17 protein-coding genes are annotated in these 12,728 nt (G+C 55.8%); 7 read left to right on the top strand and 10 right to left on the bottom strand.

Annotated elements, in window-relative coordinates; translation table 11 throughout:
* The first annotated feature begins 26 nt into the window (after nucleotides 1–26).
* On the top strand, nucleotides 27–869 hold the full coding sequence (locus CBW65_RS15140) for a DegV family protein (RefSeq protein ID WP_157721967.1): 843 nt from the start codon (nucleotides 27–29) through the stop codon (nucleotides 867–869).
* A gap of 188 nt (nucleotides 870–1,057) precedes the next feature.
* On the opposite strand, the gene CBW65_RS15135 is transcribed toward CBW65_RS15140, so the two are convergent.
* The 6 genes from CBW65_RS15135 to CBW65_RS15110 form a co-directional block, all read right to left on the bottom strand.
* Nucleotides 1,058–2,155 (bottom strand): class I SAM-dependent methyltransferase, encoded by a 1,098-nt coding sequence (locus tag CBW65_RS15135; protein ID WP_087457547.1) that lies wholly within the window; start codon nucleotides 2,153–2,155, stop codon nucleotides 1,058–1,060.
* A 66-nt stretch (nucleotides 2,156–2,221) separates the two neighbouring features.
* Nucleotides 2,222–2,815, bottom strand: coding sequence for an ATP-dependent Clp endopeptidase proteolytic subunit ClpP (clpP, locus tag CBW65_RS15130; RefSeq protein ID WP_087457546.1), 594 nt, complete (start codon nucleotides 2,813–2,815; stop codon nucleotides 2,222–2,224).
* Between the two features lie 143 nt (nucleotides 2,816–2,958).
* Nucleotides 2,959–3,228: a rhodanese-like domain-containing protein gene (locus CBW65_RS15125; protein ID WP_087457545.1), complete on the bottom strand. Its 270-nt coding sequence runs from the start codon at nucleotides 3,226–3,228 to the stop codon at nucleotides 2,959–2,961.
* Between the two features lie 380 nt (nucleotides 3,229–3,608).
* Nucleotides 3,609–4,073: an isochorismatase family protein gene (locus CBW65_RS15120; protein WP_087457544.1), complete on the bottom strand. Its 465-nt coding sequence runs from the start codon at nucleotides 4,071–4,073 to the stop codon at nucleotides 3,609–3,611.
* Between the two features lie 104 nt (nucleotides 4,074–4,177).
* On the bottom strand, nucleotides 4,178–4,441 hold the full coding sequence (locus CBW65_RS15115) for a hypothetical protein (RefSeq protein WP_087457543.1): 264 nt from the start codon (nucleotides 4,439–4,441) through the stop codon (nucleotides 4,178–4,180).
* Between the two features lie 61 nt (nucleotides 4,442–4,502).
* The gene (locus CBW65_RS15110) at nucleotides 4,503–5,144 is read right to left on the bottom strand and encodes an LON peptidase substrate-binding domain-containing protein (RefSeq protein WP_157721966.1); all 642 of its coding nucleotides are present in this window, start codon (nucleotides 5,142–5,144) and stop codon (nucleotides 4,503–4,505) included.
* A gap of 138 nt (nucleotides 5,145–5,282) precedes the next feature.
* Between CBW65_RS15110 and CBW65_RS15105 the strand changes: the two genes are divergently transcribed.
* Nucleotides 5,283–5,555 (top strand): DUF3055 domain-containing protein, encoded by a 273-nt coding sequence (locus tag CBW65_RS15105; RefSeq protein ID WP_087457541.1) that lies wholly within the window; start codon nucleotides 5,283–5,285, stop codon nucleotides 5,553–5,555.
* A gap of 57 nt (nucleotides 5,556–5,612) precedes the next feature.
* On the opposite strand, the gene CBW65_RS15100 is transcribed toward CBW65_RS15105, so the two are convergent.
* Nucleotides 5,613–6,062 (bottom strand): DUF1292 domain-containing protein, encoded by a 450-nt coding sequence (locus CBW65_RS15100; protein ID WP_087457540.1) that lies wholly within the window; start codon nucleotides 6,060–6,062, stop codon nucleotides 5,613–5,615.
* A gap of 341 nt (nucleotides 6,063–6,403) precedes the next feature.
* Between CBW65_RS15100 and CBW65_RS15095 the strand changes: the two genes are divergently transcribed.
* The 5 genes from CBW65_RS15095 to CBW65_RS15075 all read left to right on the top strand — a co-directional run bounded on the left by CBW65_RS15095 (nucleotide 6,404) and on the right by CBW65_RS15075 (nucleotide 9,088).
* A complete protein-coding gene (locus CBW65_RS15095; RefSeq protein WP_087457539.1) occupies nucleotides 6,404–6,682 on the top strand; it encodes a hypothetical protein in 279 nt (92 codons plus the stop codon).
* Nucleotides 6,683–6,757: 75 nt separating this feature from the next.
* Complete coding sequence (locus CBW65_RS15090) at nucleotides 6,758–6,955, top strand: hypothetical protein (RefSeq protein WP_087457538.1); 198 nt, start codon at nucleotides 6,758–6,760, stop codon at nucleotides 6,953–6,955.
* Nucleotides 6,956–7,016: 61 nt separating this feature from the next.
* A complete protein-coding gene (locus tag CBW65_RS15085; protein WP_087457537.1) occupies nucleotides 7,017–7,376 on the top strand; it encodes a YlbF/YmcA family competence regulator in 360 nt (119 codons plus the stop codon).
* 87 nt (nucleotides 7,377–7,463) lie between these two features.
* A complete protein-coding gene (locus CBW65_RS15080) occupies nucleotides 7,464–7,760 on the top strand; it encodes a DUF1292 domain-containing protein (protein ID WP_087457536.1) in 297 nt (98 codons plus the stop codon).
* Nucleotides 7,761–7,834: 74 nt separating this feature from the next.
* The gene (locus CBW65_RS15075; protein ID WP_087457535.1) at nucleotides 7,835–9,088 is read left to right on the top strand and encodes a BaiN/RdsA family NAD(P)/FAD-dependent oxidoreductase; all 1,254 of its coding nucleotides are present in this window, start codon (nucleotides 7,835–7,837) and stop codon (nucleotides 9,086–9,088) included.
* Between the two features lie 37 nt (nucleotides 9,089–9,125).
* Here CBW65_RS15075 and CBW65_RS15070 read toward each other — a convergent pair whose 3' ends face one another.
* The 3 genes from CBW65_RS15070 to CBW65_RS15060 form a co-directional block, all read right to left on the bottom strand.
* Nucleotides 9,126–10,358: an MFS transporter gene (locus CBW65_RS15070; protein ID WP_087457534.1), complete on the bottom strand. Its 1,233-nt coding sequence runs from the start codon at nucleotides 10,356–10,358 to the stop codon at nucleotides 9,126–9,128.
* Nucleotides 10,359–10,564: 206 nt separating this feature from the next.
* Nucleotides 10,565–11,299 (bottom strand): type 1 glutamine amidotransferase, encoded by a 735-nt coding sequence (locus CBW65_RS15065; RefSeq protein WP_087457533.1) that lies wholly within the window; start codon nucleotides 11,297–11,299, stop codon nucleotides 10,565–10,567.
* Complete coding sequence (locus CBW65_RS15060) at nucleotides 11,268–12,656, bottom strand: MurT ligase domain-containing protein (protein WP_087457532.1); 1,389 nt, start codon at nucleotides 12,654–12,656, stop codon at nucleotides 11,268–11,270. Before CBW65_RS15060 ends, CBW65_RS15065 begins: the two co-directional genes overlap by 32 nt.
* Nucleotides 12,657–12,728: the final 72 nt, after the last annotated feature.

The raw sequence follows: 12,728 nt of genomic DNA, 5'->3' as shown, positions 1-12,728 counted from the left end.
ATCTGTGGAATGGAAGGCGGATGATTATGCTCCGAATCGTAACGGACAGCACTTCAGATCTCACTTCTTCGATGGTCGCAGAATACGGGATCGACATTGTCCCGCTTAATGTGATCTTCGAAGGAACAACATATGCTGACGGAATTGAGATCAGCAAAGCAGAATTTTACGAAAAGATGGCCGCTTCGAAAACGCTGCCGACCACGTCGCAGCCGAGTCCTGCTCTGATGCGCGACCGGTTCCAGAAGATTCTCGATGCCGGCGACGACGTGTATTACGTCGGCCTCGCCTCGACGCTTTCCGGCACCGTTCAGTCGGCCAGAATCGGGCGCGACATGGTGACCAACCCGGAGCGCGTGACGATCTTTGACACGCTGAACGTTTCGTTTGGCCAAGGCGTCTTGGCTTTGGAAGCAGCCAAGCTGGCGCGCGAGGGCAAGAATGCACAGGAGATTACGGCACGCCTGCAAGATCTAAGAAAGCGCTCTCAATTGGTATTCTCTGTCGCCCAGCTCGACAACCTGCGCAAGTCGGGGCGCATCAACAACCTCGCCTTCCTGTTCGGTTCGCTGCTCGCCATCAAGCCGATCCTGATGCTCGACCGGGAAGGGGTCGTGCAGCAGTACGACAAGGTGCGCGGCAAGAAAAATGCACTGGCGACGGTCCTGCGCTATGTGCAGGAGCATCAGCCCGATCCCGAGCTGATCTTTGGCATCGGCCACGTCGCGGCGCCGGAGCAGGCATTGGAACTCCAGACTCTTTTGCACGAGCAAGGGGTGACAAACACGGCGATCATCGAGATCTGCGGCGTCGTTGGCGCCCATGTCGGCGCCGGCACCACCGGCCTGTTGTATGTAGCCCAATCATAATAAAAAAAGCCACGGCTCCTGTCAAAAGGAAATCCGTGGCTTTTTTGCAACATGGTCAGCCGACCATGTTGCCGCTTCTCATAAACCAAAGGCCCAAGGCCAAGAACAGCACGCAGAAGACAAACAGCGCGATGGACAATCGTTTCAAAAACACGGGCTTGTCACTCCTTTACTGCCATACCCGTCCATTATAGCACAGAGATATCCCGCGATTGCACCAGCACTTTAAAATGATCGCCGATCCCGCCCGGCATGATCAGCTGCTTGATCGCCCGGTTGCGCTTCATGTCCGGGTCGTTGATCAGGTCGGCGCTGTGCACGTCTTTTAAGCGCTGCAAGATCCCGCTTTGCAGCAAATATTTCGCCTGCGATCCGTAAAATTCCGTCTCCAGGCCGCTCTGCTCGCCGATCTGCTGCAAGGCTGTAAAATTCACATCGGCCGTCAAGTCCATCTCGCCAATGTGCGCAAACGGGTCGTCGACCAGCGTGTGCTGATAAAACCCGCGCAGCGTGCCGTCCATCCGGCTCTTGTGATGCAGCATCTCCGCATCAAAGCCGTAATCCACCGTCACGATCCACCCGGCTCGAAGCAGCCCGACCGCCTCCCGATACCAATCAAGCCCTGCCAGCCCCGCCTCGGTCACCTGCCCGCGAATCATCGCGGTCGCGTAAGCATCCACATATTCACCGATCACTTGAGTCGAGAGCTCGCCAGTTTTGGTGACAAAATGCTCCCCATCCCAATCCACATAGAGCTCGGCCATGCCGTCCGCCTGTTTCACCACGCGATGCACCGGGAAGGCATCGACAAACTCATTGGTCAGCACGGCCCCCGCAAAAGCTCCGCCAGCCGTAACTTCCTCTCGCGTCTGCCAGACCACTTTGCCCTGATGCTCCTGCGTCAGTTCAGCCTGCCGGGCGCGAAGTGTCGGCGAGATCTCGACGATGCGGTACTCGGCACGCGCATACAACGCCGGATGCTCCGCCTGCCAGCGGTTCAAAATATCCCGCGCCAGCATCCCTTCTCCCGCGCCGAACTCAAGCAGCACAAAAGGCTCGTCCCCAAGCAACCCCGCTTTCTCCGCCAACTGATCGGCCAGCACTTCGGCAAACACCGGGTTGACGCCCGGGCTGGTATAAAAGTCGCCTTCCTTGCCGAACTTGCGGCGCTCGCCGGTGTAATAGCCCAGCTCCGGGTGGTACAGCGCCCACTCCATAAACTGCGCAAACGGCACCGGGCCGCTTTTTCTGATCTGCTCTGCGATCCATTTCCCCAACTCGGTCATCAATGTACCCTCGCTCTCAAACTCAAAAACGGCAGGAGAAGGGTCCCCTGCCGCTTGTCATTTCGACTATTTCACTTCGTTGATGTTCTCGATTACCTTGTCGATCAAGCCATACTCCAGCGCTTCCGGAGCATCAAACCATCTGTCGCGGTCGGAGTCTGCCGCGACCTTCTCGATCGGCTGGCCAGTGCGTTCGGAGAGGATGTGGTTGATCTTTTCTTTCGTGTGCAAAATGCGCTTCGCCGCGATCTCGATGTCGGTCGCCTGGCCGCGCGCGCCGCCCAGCGGCTGGTGGATCATCACTTCGGCGTTCGGCAGCGCGATGCGCTTGCCTTTTGCGCCTGCTGCGAGCAGGAACGCGCCCATCGACGCCGCCATCCCGATGCAGATCGTCGAAACGTCCGGCTTGATGTACTGCATGGTGTCATAGATCGCAAAACCTGCGGAGATCGAGCCGCCCGGCGAGTTGATGTACAGGTGGATGTCCTTATCCGGATCATCGGCAGCCAGGAACAGCAGCTGTGCCACGATCGAGTTGGCCACATCATCATTCACTTCGGTGCCGAGGAAGATGATGCGGTCTTTGAGCAGGCGGGAGTAAATATCGTAAGAGCGCTCACCGCGCGAAGTTTGTTCGATTACATATGGGACGAGATTCATCTGAAAATCCTCCTTTTACAACGTGCGTTTTTGTTATTTGCCTTACTTCTAAGTATACTGATTTATTGCCAAAGGTCAAAGACGGTCAGAAGGTCAAGAAAGGTCAAATTTGGTCAAAAATAAGAAGTAACTGACTCTTTTGCTTACTCCTCTTTTGCAATCTCGCCCTTGTACGCTTCCATGCCGCCCGCCAGTACTTCTACATTATGAAAGCCTTCGTCTTCCAATAACAGCTTTACCTGCCCGGCGCGTTTCCCGGTGCGGCAGACCAGCAAAATTTTATCTTCCGGCTCCACATCGCCCAAGGCAAAGGACAGTTCCTGCAAGCCGATGTTTTTCGAGCCCGGAATGTGTCCGGTTATGTATTCCTCTTCGCCGCGAATGTCCAAGATTACTTTCGGCTTGTCACTCATCAAACGGTCTCCTCTCACACAAAAGCCCCTTGTGCGACTCAAGTGACACAAGCGGGCTTTGAGTTACAGATTCAGTTTTGCCTGACCCTGTCTGCTTTAAACAGACTATTTGAAACGAACACCAAATTTGCCGCGATTCGTACGGTATAATTCCACTTCTTGCGGAGGCTGCTGCCCATAGATCCGCTTGTCGCCCTCTACCCACATCACGGCACAATAGGCCTCGAACTTGCTGTCGTACAATCCTGCCCAATAGACCCAAGACAAGTTCCTCACCTCGCTTCGAATTTGACCTTAGTGTTACCGCGAGGCGAGGGGGCTAACCCTGACAGAAAAAACCTGCCCGGCTAAAGGCGGGCAGGTTCGCACACAGTTGAAAATTAGACCCAAACGCGGCCGCCGCCGAGGGTCAGCACGTTCTCATCGCCCAGCACGAAGCGCATGATCGTGGTCGATTCCCAGCCGCGGGTGGAGAAGGATGCCAGCAGACGTTCAAGCACCTGTACTTTGTAGCCTGCGTCGAGCAGGTTGTACATGGTCGCCAGAACGGTCATGTCGGAGTCGATGCCAGCCAGATGCACGGTGTCGATCTTGTTGTCTTCGAGCAGCTTCTTCATTTCGTCGTTGTACGCGGAATAACCGCGCTTCTCGACAACGTTTGCTTTCGGATGCTTGAGCAGCAGGGTGTGCTCATTGTGGTTCTCCTCGTGCTTCCAGTGCGTCAGAATGACCAGGTCATACTGATCGCCGGATTTGTCGAGGTATTCTTGACAGAGCGGATATATGTAATCCATGTTGCCGAGAAAATCAGATTGAATATCGGTGATCAACAGAGCTTTTTTCATGATCGACCCTCACCTTTCCAGCCATTCATAGTCGTATTCTATGGTAACAAAGAAGAGATAGGTTGTAAATTAGAGTTTCCAAACAGTGTTTGACGGTATTTTGTCTATTCCAGCCCGTCGAGGATCTTCTGGAGCTCGCCGCGCACCATGCCGGCCATCGTCAAACGGCCCAGCGCCTGTCCGTGGTGCCCGGTGATCTCGACCACGCCTTCCACTTCGTCCAGCGCTTCGCCGAAGCCGCGCTCGGTCAGTTCCGCGCGCATGCCTTCGATTTGCTCGTAATTCTTCTTCATGCCTGCTTTCGCTTGCCCGATGTATTCATCCATCGACTCAATCAGCTTGAGGAGCTGCGCTTTGGTAGCTTCCATCTGCACGTTTCCCTCCTGTGTTCTATCGTTTCCTTTCAGATCGAAAACTATTATAGCATAACTACTCTCCGCGCGCTTCCCGGATCATATCTTCGAGCTTCTCCGTCTCCTCGGCGAGCAGTTCGCGCACCAGCTCCAAGCGCTCCGTCAAAGAGGTGTTGATCAGCACGGCCTGCTTCAGCTCGGTCGGAACATGCAAAAACGCCGGGATCATCCACGACAGCAGCTCCGGGTCACCCGGCAGGTCGATCTTGTCGTACACGGCGTTCAGCGACGCGGTCAACAGCCGGTGATAGCGGTCAAACAGCGCCGGCAGATCGGCGCTCTCCTCGGTGGCAGACGCCAGCACCAGCTCCGGTGTCGGCTGGTCATCCAGCGGCTCCACCTCGGCGGTCAGGCACTCCCCGTCATAAGCGGAAGACAAGATCTTAAAACGCCCTTCCCCCCTTGTTGTGATCAGCATGCGCCCGTCCTCCAGGCGCGTCAGGCTCTGAATGCGGGCCACCGTGCCCACCTCGGCCGTCTTGGCCTTGCCGCCCGACTCGACGCCGGCCACGATCTGCACGATGCCAAACGGCACATCATGCTCGACGCACATCTCGATCATCGTGCGGTAACGCGGTTCAAAAATGTGCAAGGGCAGCAGTCCATGCGGATACAGCACCGTATGCAAAGGAAACAGCTGTAAGCGGAACGTCCCCATCCCCGGATTCCCCTTCCCTGTGTCAGTTCTGTTTGTTCTCATTATAAACCCTGCCGCGCAGGACTTGTAGAAGCACATTGAAAATCGTACTATAGGATGAGTACATAACCATCATCGAACAAAAGAGGTGCTCCTTCTATGTATATCAACATGTATGACGACCAGGAAGATACGGTTACCCGTTTCGTCGGCTTCGTCGGCAACCACCGCTGGGATCTGGCAATCACCCAGACCAACCATTTTTACGGCAAAAGCCTTGTCACCAACATCCAGTCCGGCCGCAGCGCCATCCTCGACAAAGAGGACCTCGAAGAAGACAAGCTGCACATCCTCGCCGCGCAGTTTGGCCTGAACGACGAGGAAGAGACCGAGGAGCTGGCTGAGTTCCTGCTCGGCAACCTCCCGAAATAAGCAAACCGAACAAGCAACAAGAAAAAGGCATGTCGCTGCGACATGCCTTTTTTCATTTTAGGCAAACATGTGGCCGTAGCGCTCCTGAATGTGCTCCACCACTTCGCGGTACTCGTCCTCGTCGGTGATGTTCGACAGCTCATAGTCGCCGGTGCCGGTCGCAGCCGCGCGGAAGAAGATCAGCTCGGTGTTCTCCAGATTCTCGCGGTCATAGAACAAGGCGTACTCCTTGCGCTGGCAGGTAAAATACGCCCCCATCGCATAGCGGCCTTCGCGGTGCTCCTCGTTGACCTGCACAAAGAAGATCGCCGTGATAATCTCTTTGATCTGCTCGATGTACAATTCGCCCGGGTACTCCAATATGTATGTGCCATCCGCTTCCTGATCGTCGATGCGGTAGATTTCCTTTTTCTCGTCGCGTTCAAAATCGATCAAGAGCAGGTGAACGTCCTCGTGGAAAAACGCATATTCACGGCCTTTTAAAAACCGAAACTTGTGGTGTTCCAAAGCTGTCACTCCTTTTTGGGAAAAACAGCAGGGCTGCTTGCACGGCCCTGCTGTCAGAGGTTGGGATTAATTTTCCCAGGATTCGTATTGCTTTCGAACTGCCTTCTCGGTGTTTTCCTTCGTAATCGAAGCACACATGAAGAGCAAGCCGAAAACTGCGGCTACGGCAGCGATCGTTCCGATCATCGCGCGTCGCCCCCTTTCCAGTCTTTCATATACCCTTTACAAGAAAGCGCTATACATATACCCCTTTTAGAATAAAAGTACCGTCCCTGAACGTCAAGTGAATATCTCTTGAACGAACGAGCAGAAACTAGCAGCGACAGCAAAGGAGGGTACACATGGACAATTTTCCACACAACTATCAAAACAAAGTCGGCAACGTCGAGCAGTCGACGCGCGGACTGATCAACTCCGCCTTGTTCTACTTGAGCGACCCGAGCCTTCCTGACGCGATGCCAAACGCGCGCCGTTGCCTGGAGACGGCCAAATACGTGCTCGAAGGCATCTACATGCCGGGCTCGCCTGAGGAAAGCTCCTCCCCGCTCGCACACATCGCCGAAACCAAATGGCCGCACGGGCATGTGGAATCCTGGGGATTTGTGAACAACACCGATTAAAACCTCCGCCCCACATTGCGACCGATGTGGGGTTTCGTCTATAATGGGGAGAGGAAGAAAAGGAGGACTCGTCCCATGTCGATGCTTAATCGTTACTTTTTCTACGCGGTCTGCTTCGTGCTGGTCGTCGTCGGGATCATTTCGCAATCCTATGCACTCTTGGGCCTCTCCGTTGTTGCCGGAATCGCAGTTGGTATCCTTACTGAACTTTACGACAATAAACGCGACGAGAAGTTCAAACATTTGAACGCGAACCATCAATACAAGCACTAATTCATCGTATCCACATCCCAGGTTGGGGTGTGGATTCTTTCAGTCAGGAGGGTATTTACTTATGAGCACACTCGACCGCAATGAAATCTGGGCACAGGCGTTTGAACTCGGTGAGATGATTCTGCGCACGCCGGAGGTCGATCATTATAAAAAATGTGAAGAAGCGATGCTGGCCAACCCTGAGCTGGGAGCCAAGGTCTCCAAGTTCAAAGAACTGCAGGAAAACTACGACCGCCTCGCCGAATACTCGCAAGGCCCGCACCTTGACGGGCTGCGTCAGGACATGAAGCGGATGCAGGCCGAGCTTGACGCTTACCCGGAAGTCCAAGCTTACAAAGCAGCGATGCAAAAAGTGGACGAGTTGCTGCGGGCAGTCACGGACAAAATAGCATCGACGATCTCGGAAACGCCGGCCGAATAGCACCTGAATCTTCCTGTATTTGACGGCGAAAAACGAGCATGCTATTATTATCCAAGACTTTTACCTAAGGAAGAGAGGGATCACCTCATGTCCGACAACAACCATGTACATGACGAGAACTGCAACCACGACCACGAGCATGAAGAAGTCGTTATCCTGACCGATGACGAGGGCAACGAGCGTGAGTTTATCATCGTTGAGACTATGCAAGTGGAAGAGCAGCACTACGCAATCCTCGTAGCTGCTGACGGCACTGAAGACGATGGCTTCATCATGCGTATCGAAGAAGACGAAGAGGGCGAAGAATACCTCATCGACATCGAAGATGAGCAAGAGTGGAACCGCGTTGTAGCAGCTTACGAAAAGATGGCTGACGCTGAGTAATCGTTAAATTGAAATGCCACTGTTTGCGGACAGTGGCTTTTTCATATCATAAAACACCCCTGGAGGGAACTCCTATGAAGTACGACTGCATCGTCATCGGCGGCGGACCGTCCGGCCTGATGGCGGCGATCTCCGCAGGCTTGCACGGAGCCAAAGTGCTGCTCCTCGAAAAAGGGGACAAGCTTGGCCGCAAGCTGCTCATCTCCGGCGGCGGCCGCTGCAACGTGACGAACAACAAAGACACCGATGAGCTGATCAAGCACATCCCAGGCAACGGCCGCTTTATGCACGGGCCGTTTTCTGTGTTTGACAATCGTGACATCATCTCCTTTTTCGAAAATCTCGGCATCAAACTCAAAGAAGAAGACCGCGGGCGCATGTTTCCCGTATCGGACAAGGCCAAGTCGGTGCTCGACGCTTTGCTCCGCAAGATGGACGAACTAGACATCACGATCAAAACCACCACGCCGGTCGCCCATGTCCGCTATGAAGACGGTCACGTCGCCGGCGTCCAACTGCGCGGCGGCGGTAGCTTCGACAGCAAGTCGGTGATCATCGCCGTCGGCGGGATGTCGGTGCCCAAGACCGGATCGACCGGCGACGGCTACGCATGGGCGCGCGAGGCGGGCCACACGATCACCGAGCTCTACCCGACCGAAGTCCCGATCAAGTCGAAAGAACTGTGGATTCGCGACCTGCAGGGCTTGTCCTTGCGCCAGATCGTGCTCACCGTGCTGAACGCCAAAGGCAAGAAAGTGATCGAGCACGAAGGCGACATGATCTTCACCCATTTCGGCATCTCCGGCCCGGCTGTGCTGCGCTGTTCCCAATTTGTCGTCAAAGAGTTGAAAAAAGGCGGCAACACCGTGCAGATGCTGCTCGACCTCCTGCCGGACAAACGGCTGGACGAAGTGCAGAATGAGCTGTACAAACTCGCCGAAAACGAGCCGAAGAAAGCGTTCAAAAATGTGATCAAAGGCTACATCCCGGAGCGGATGATCCCGCTTTACCTCAGCAAGGCCGGGCTGCAGGAAGACACCACGTTCGCCAACCTGCCGAAAAAGCCGCTCACCGAGTTAGCCGGGCTGCTCAAGGCGCTGCCGATTGCGGCGACCGGCACCTTGTCGATCGAAGAAGCGTTTATCACCGGCGGCGGCGTGCATTTGAAAGAAGTCACGCCAAGCACCATGCAGTCCAAGCTGATGCCCGGCCTGTTTTTCTGTGGCGAAGTGCTCGACCTGCACGGCTACACCGGCGGCTTTAACATCACCGTCGCCTTCTCCACCGGCTACGTCGCAGGCAAAAGCGCCGCCGAGCTGGAGTTGTAACAAAAAGCCCTGTTCCACAGCGGAACAGGGCTTTTGCTTATTGCAGCCTGGTCTCTTCTTTAGCCACGCGCACCGGCGCCAGATTGCCAAGCAGGATGATCAGGGCACAGACCCCAAAGATCACCGTCATCGACGAGTACGATGCCGCTCCCACGCCCAGCGTGGTGATCAGCGCGACGCCGCCGATGATCAGCAGGTCGAACAAAGAGTCGGCGATCGACAAGAGCGACAAAGTTGTCGCCCGGCTGCCGGACGGGATATAACCGTTCGCCAGATGCGAGAACAACGGATAGCGGATCGTGCGCGAAATGCGGAGCACGAAGTACACCGTCAAAGCCGCCGCCAGAGAGTTCTGCACAAACGTCGCGGTCAGCACCATCAGGAACGTGGCGATCCCCGTCACCTGCATCAACGTGACGCGGGAGAAGCGCTCGGTCAGCCAGTCCAGCCTGCGCGCAATCAGCAGCGCCACCGCCGATCCGGCCGCATACAGCACGCCCAGCCACTCCACGGGCAGTCCGGCCATGTTCAGATACGGCTGCTCAAACTTGCCAAACACAGCGACCGATGGGATGAAGACCACCGTGAAGTTCAGGAACAGCTTGATCAGGTCGGGCGTCTTTTTGATCACGTACAGGCCATTTTTGACATGTTGGAACGGGTTGTCGCGGAAGCTGTCTTCCTGCTGCGGATTGGCTATGCGCAGCACCAGCAGCAACCGCACCGCCTGGGCAGCAAGCCCAAGCAGAATCAGCAGACGGAACTGATCTTCCGCCAGATCACGCGCCCAGAAAGCTCCAAACAAGGTCGCCGCAATCGCCGGGAAATAGATCGCCGACTGGATCTTGCCCATCACGCCGCTCATTTCCCCTTCGCGCTGTTCCTCTTTTAACGATTCATAGATCAACGCTTCTTCCGCGCCGGAGAAGAACGTCACCGCCATACCGCTCAGCACGTTGGCCAGACAGAACAGAAGCAGGCTGTCCGCAAAAAACAGCACCGCGGTGCTCAGCATACCAACAAAACTGCCGAGGAGAAACGAAGCTTTCGCGCCGTACCGGTCGGCAAACGCTCCGGTCGGCACTTCGAAAATTAAAACAGCCATGCACCAGCACAGCGTCATCCACAACACACCGGCTTCGGACAGCCCCCGTTCGAAATAAAACAATGTCAAGATCGGTTCCAGAAAATTGACACTGCCAAACAGCGTGGCCCAAAACAAAATCCGGATGTTATGATCCGCGCGCGAATGCATCTGCAATTGATTCATACTCAATATTTCCTCCTGTTTTCGGATCCTCCGAAACGCAGGACATCCTGTTTTCGGAGGTTACTTGCCTGCTGCCTCAGATACCGGATTTTTAACTGTCATATGAAAACTCCTCCTCATGAATGATTAAATTCCATTATAAGGCACTTCCCATCCTTTTGGGAAGCACAAAAAGCCGTCCGGGCTCCTGGCCCGAACGGCTTTTCTTAACGGGATTCGACCAGCCGCTTGTACAGCTTTTGCTGTGTCCGCGCTTCCAGGTCGTCATTGAGTCCTTCCAGCTTGACCGACAGATCTCGGCGCTTCAGAGCCAATGTGATCATGTGGTCGGCCAGCGTCGGGTTCTTCGCCAGCAGCGGACCGTGCAGGTAGGTGCCAAACACCGTGCCTTGACGCACGCCTTCAAACTTGTCCTCGCCGCTGTTGCCATAGCCTTTGATCACTTTCATCATCGGCTGCACACCTTTGCCAAGGTACGTTTTGCCGGAGTGGTTCTCGTAGCCGATGATGTTGGTTTTGACGCCGTCGATCTCCATCTCGGCGACCACGTTGCCAACCATGCGGACTTTGGCGCCAACCGTTTCGATATCGAGCAGGCCGATCCCCGGTATCCGCTGGCCGCCGCTCGTTTCAAAATAGTTCCCGAGCAGTTGATAGCCGCCGCAGATCGCCAGAATCACCGTGCCGGTCGCAACGGCGTGCTGCAAGTTCTCGCAGCGCTTTTGCAAGTCGCCGGCCACGATGCCCTGCTCGCGGTCCATGCCGCCGCCCATGACAAGGATGTCGTACTCCGACAGGTCCGGCTCATGGCCGACGGTGATCTCGTCGACGGTGGCGCGCAGGCCCCGCCACTCGGCGCGTTTTTGCAGGATGATCACGTTGCCGCGGTCGCTGTACAGGTCGAGCAGATCAGGATACAGATGCGCGATTTTCAGGTGCAAGTTCCTTACCTCCTTGGTTCAGCAGATGGTCGCGAATGTTGTAGAGCGAGGTATAGGTGGACAAAATGTAGAGCATGTGCCCGTCCGGCAGGTCGCGCAGCGCCTGTTCCACACAGTTGATATCGCCTTCGACGATCTCCGTGATGCTGCCGAGGTCGGCATAGCGCAGGCGGATCGCAAAGTCTTCCGCCCGCGTGCCTGCGACGTAAATGCGGCGCAGATCGGCGAACTGGTGCAGGCGCTCGATGTTCGTGTCCCAAATCCATGACACGTCGGTGCCGTCCGCATAGCGGTCATTCAAGATGATCACCAGCTCCACCGGGCGCTTTTCATGCTCGACCACCTTGAGCACTTCGTTAAATCCGGTCGGATTTTTGACCAGGGTCAGCATCAGGTTGCGCCCGTCTGCAGAGGTCAGGCGTTCCATGCGCCCGAGCTGTGTTTTCATATAGCTCATCTCGCGCACCAGCACTTCGTCCTGCACGCCAAACACGGTGGACGCGGTGATCGCAGACAAAGCGTTGTAGACGTTATACAGCGCCGGAGAATTGATGAAGCCAGTCACCGAGCCGACATGGAACTGAATGCCTTCCGCATGCAGGGCGACGTCTTCCGCCACCACCGAAGGGGCCGGGCGGGTGAAGTCGCAGTCTGGGCAGTCGTAGAAGCCGAGCTGTCCGTAGTGGTACAGCGTGTATTGCAGGTTGCCGCCGCATTTGCGGCAGAATTTGCCGTCGCGCACTTCGGAGTGCGCTTCGGAGTCAAACTGGCTGGACTCGATGCCGTAGTAGACGACCGGTTTGCCATCTGGCGCAATCGACGTCACCAGCGGGTCGTCGGCGTTCAGGATCACCGTCGTGTTGTTGGGCGCTTTTTGCAAAGCTCGTCCGACCATGTCGACCACCGTGTCCAGCTCGCCGTAGCGGTCCATCTGGTCGCGGAAGAAGTTGGTCACCACCACCGCCTTGGGCTGCAGGTGGCCGATCACGTTGCCGATCGTCGCTTCGTCAACTTCCAGCACGACCGCCTGATCCTGATGGCGGGCGAGGTTCACACCTTCGATCAGCGTGGTGGCGATCCCTTGGATCAGGTTCGCCCCTAAGCTATTGGAGATCACGTTCCGACCGTCCTGACGCAAGAAGTGCACGAGCAGGTTGCTCGTCGTCGTCTTGCCGTTGGTGCCGGTGATAAAGACGGTGCGCTGGCCGAGCAGCTTGCCGTAGACGGCGAGCAGATCCGGACAGATGCGCAGGGCGATCTGCCCCGGCAGCGTCGTCCCTTTGCGGCCCGTGAGCGTAAGTATTTTTTTCGTCATTTTCGCGGCGAACACCGCCGCTTGGAACCGTAGGCCGTACAAAGCGATTCCTCCTATCCTCTATCATCCCTACATGATACACCTGTTGCCCTGAAAAAAAAAGAAGCGAAGCCG

Origin of the sequence: Tumebacillus avium, from assembly GCF_002162355.1 — a bacterium.
Lineage (GTDB): Bacteria > Bacillota > Bacilli > Tumebacillales > Tumebacillaceae > Tumebacillus_A > Tumebacillus_A avium.
This window is presented reverse-complemented; position numbering and strand designations above follow the sequence as displayed.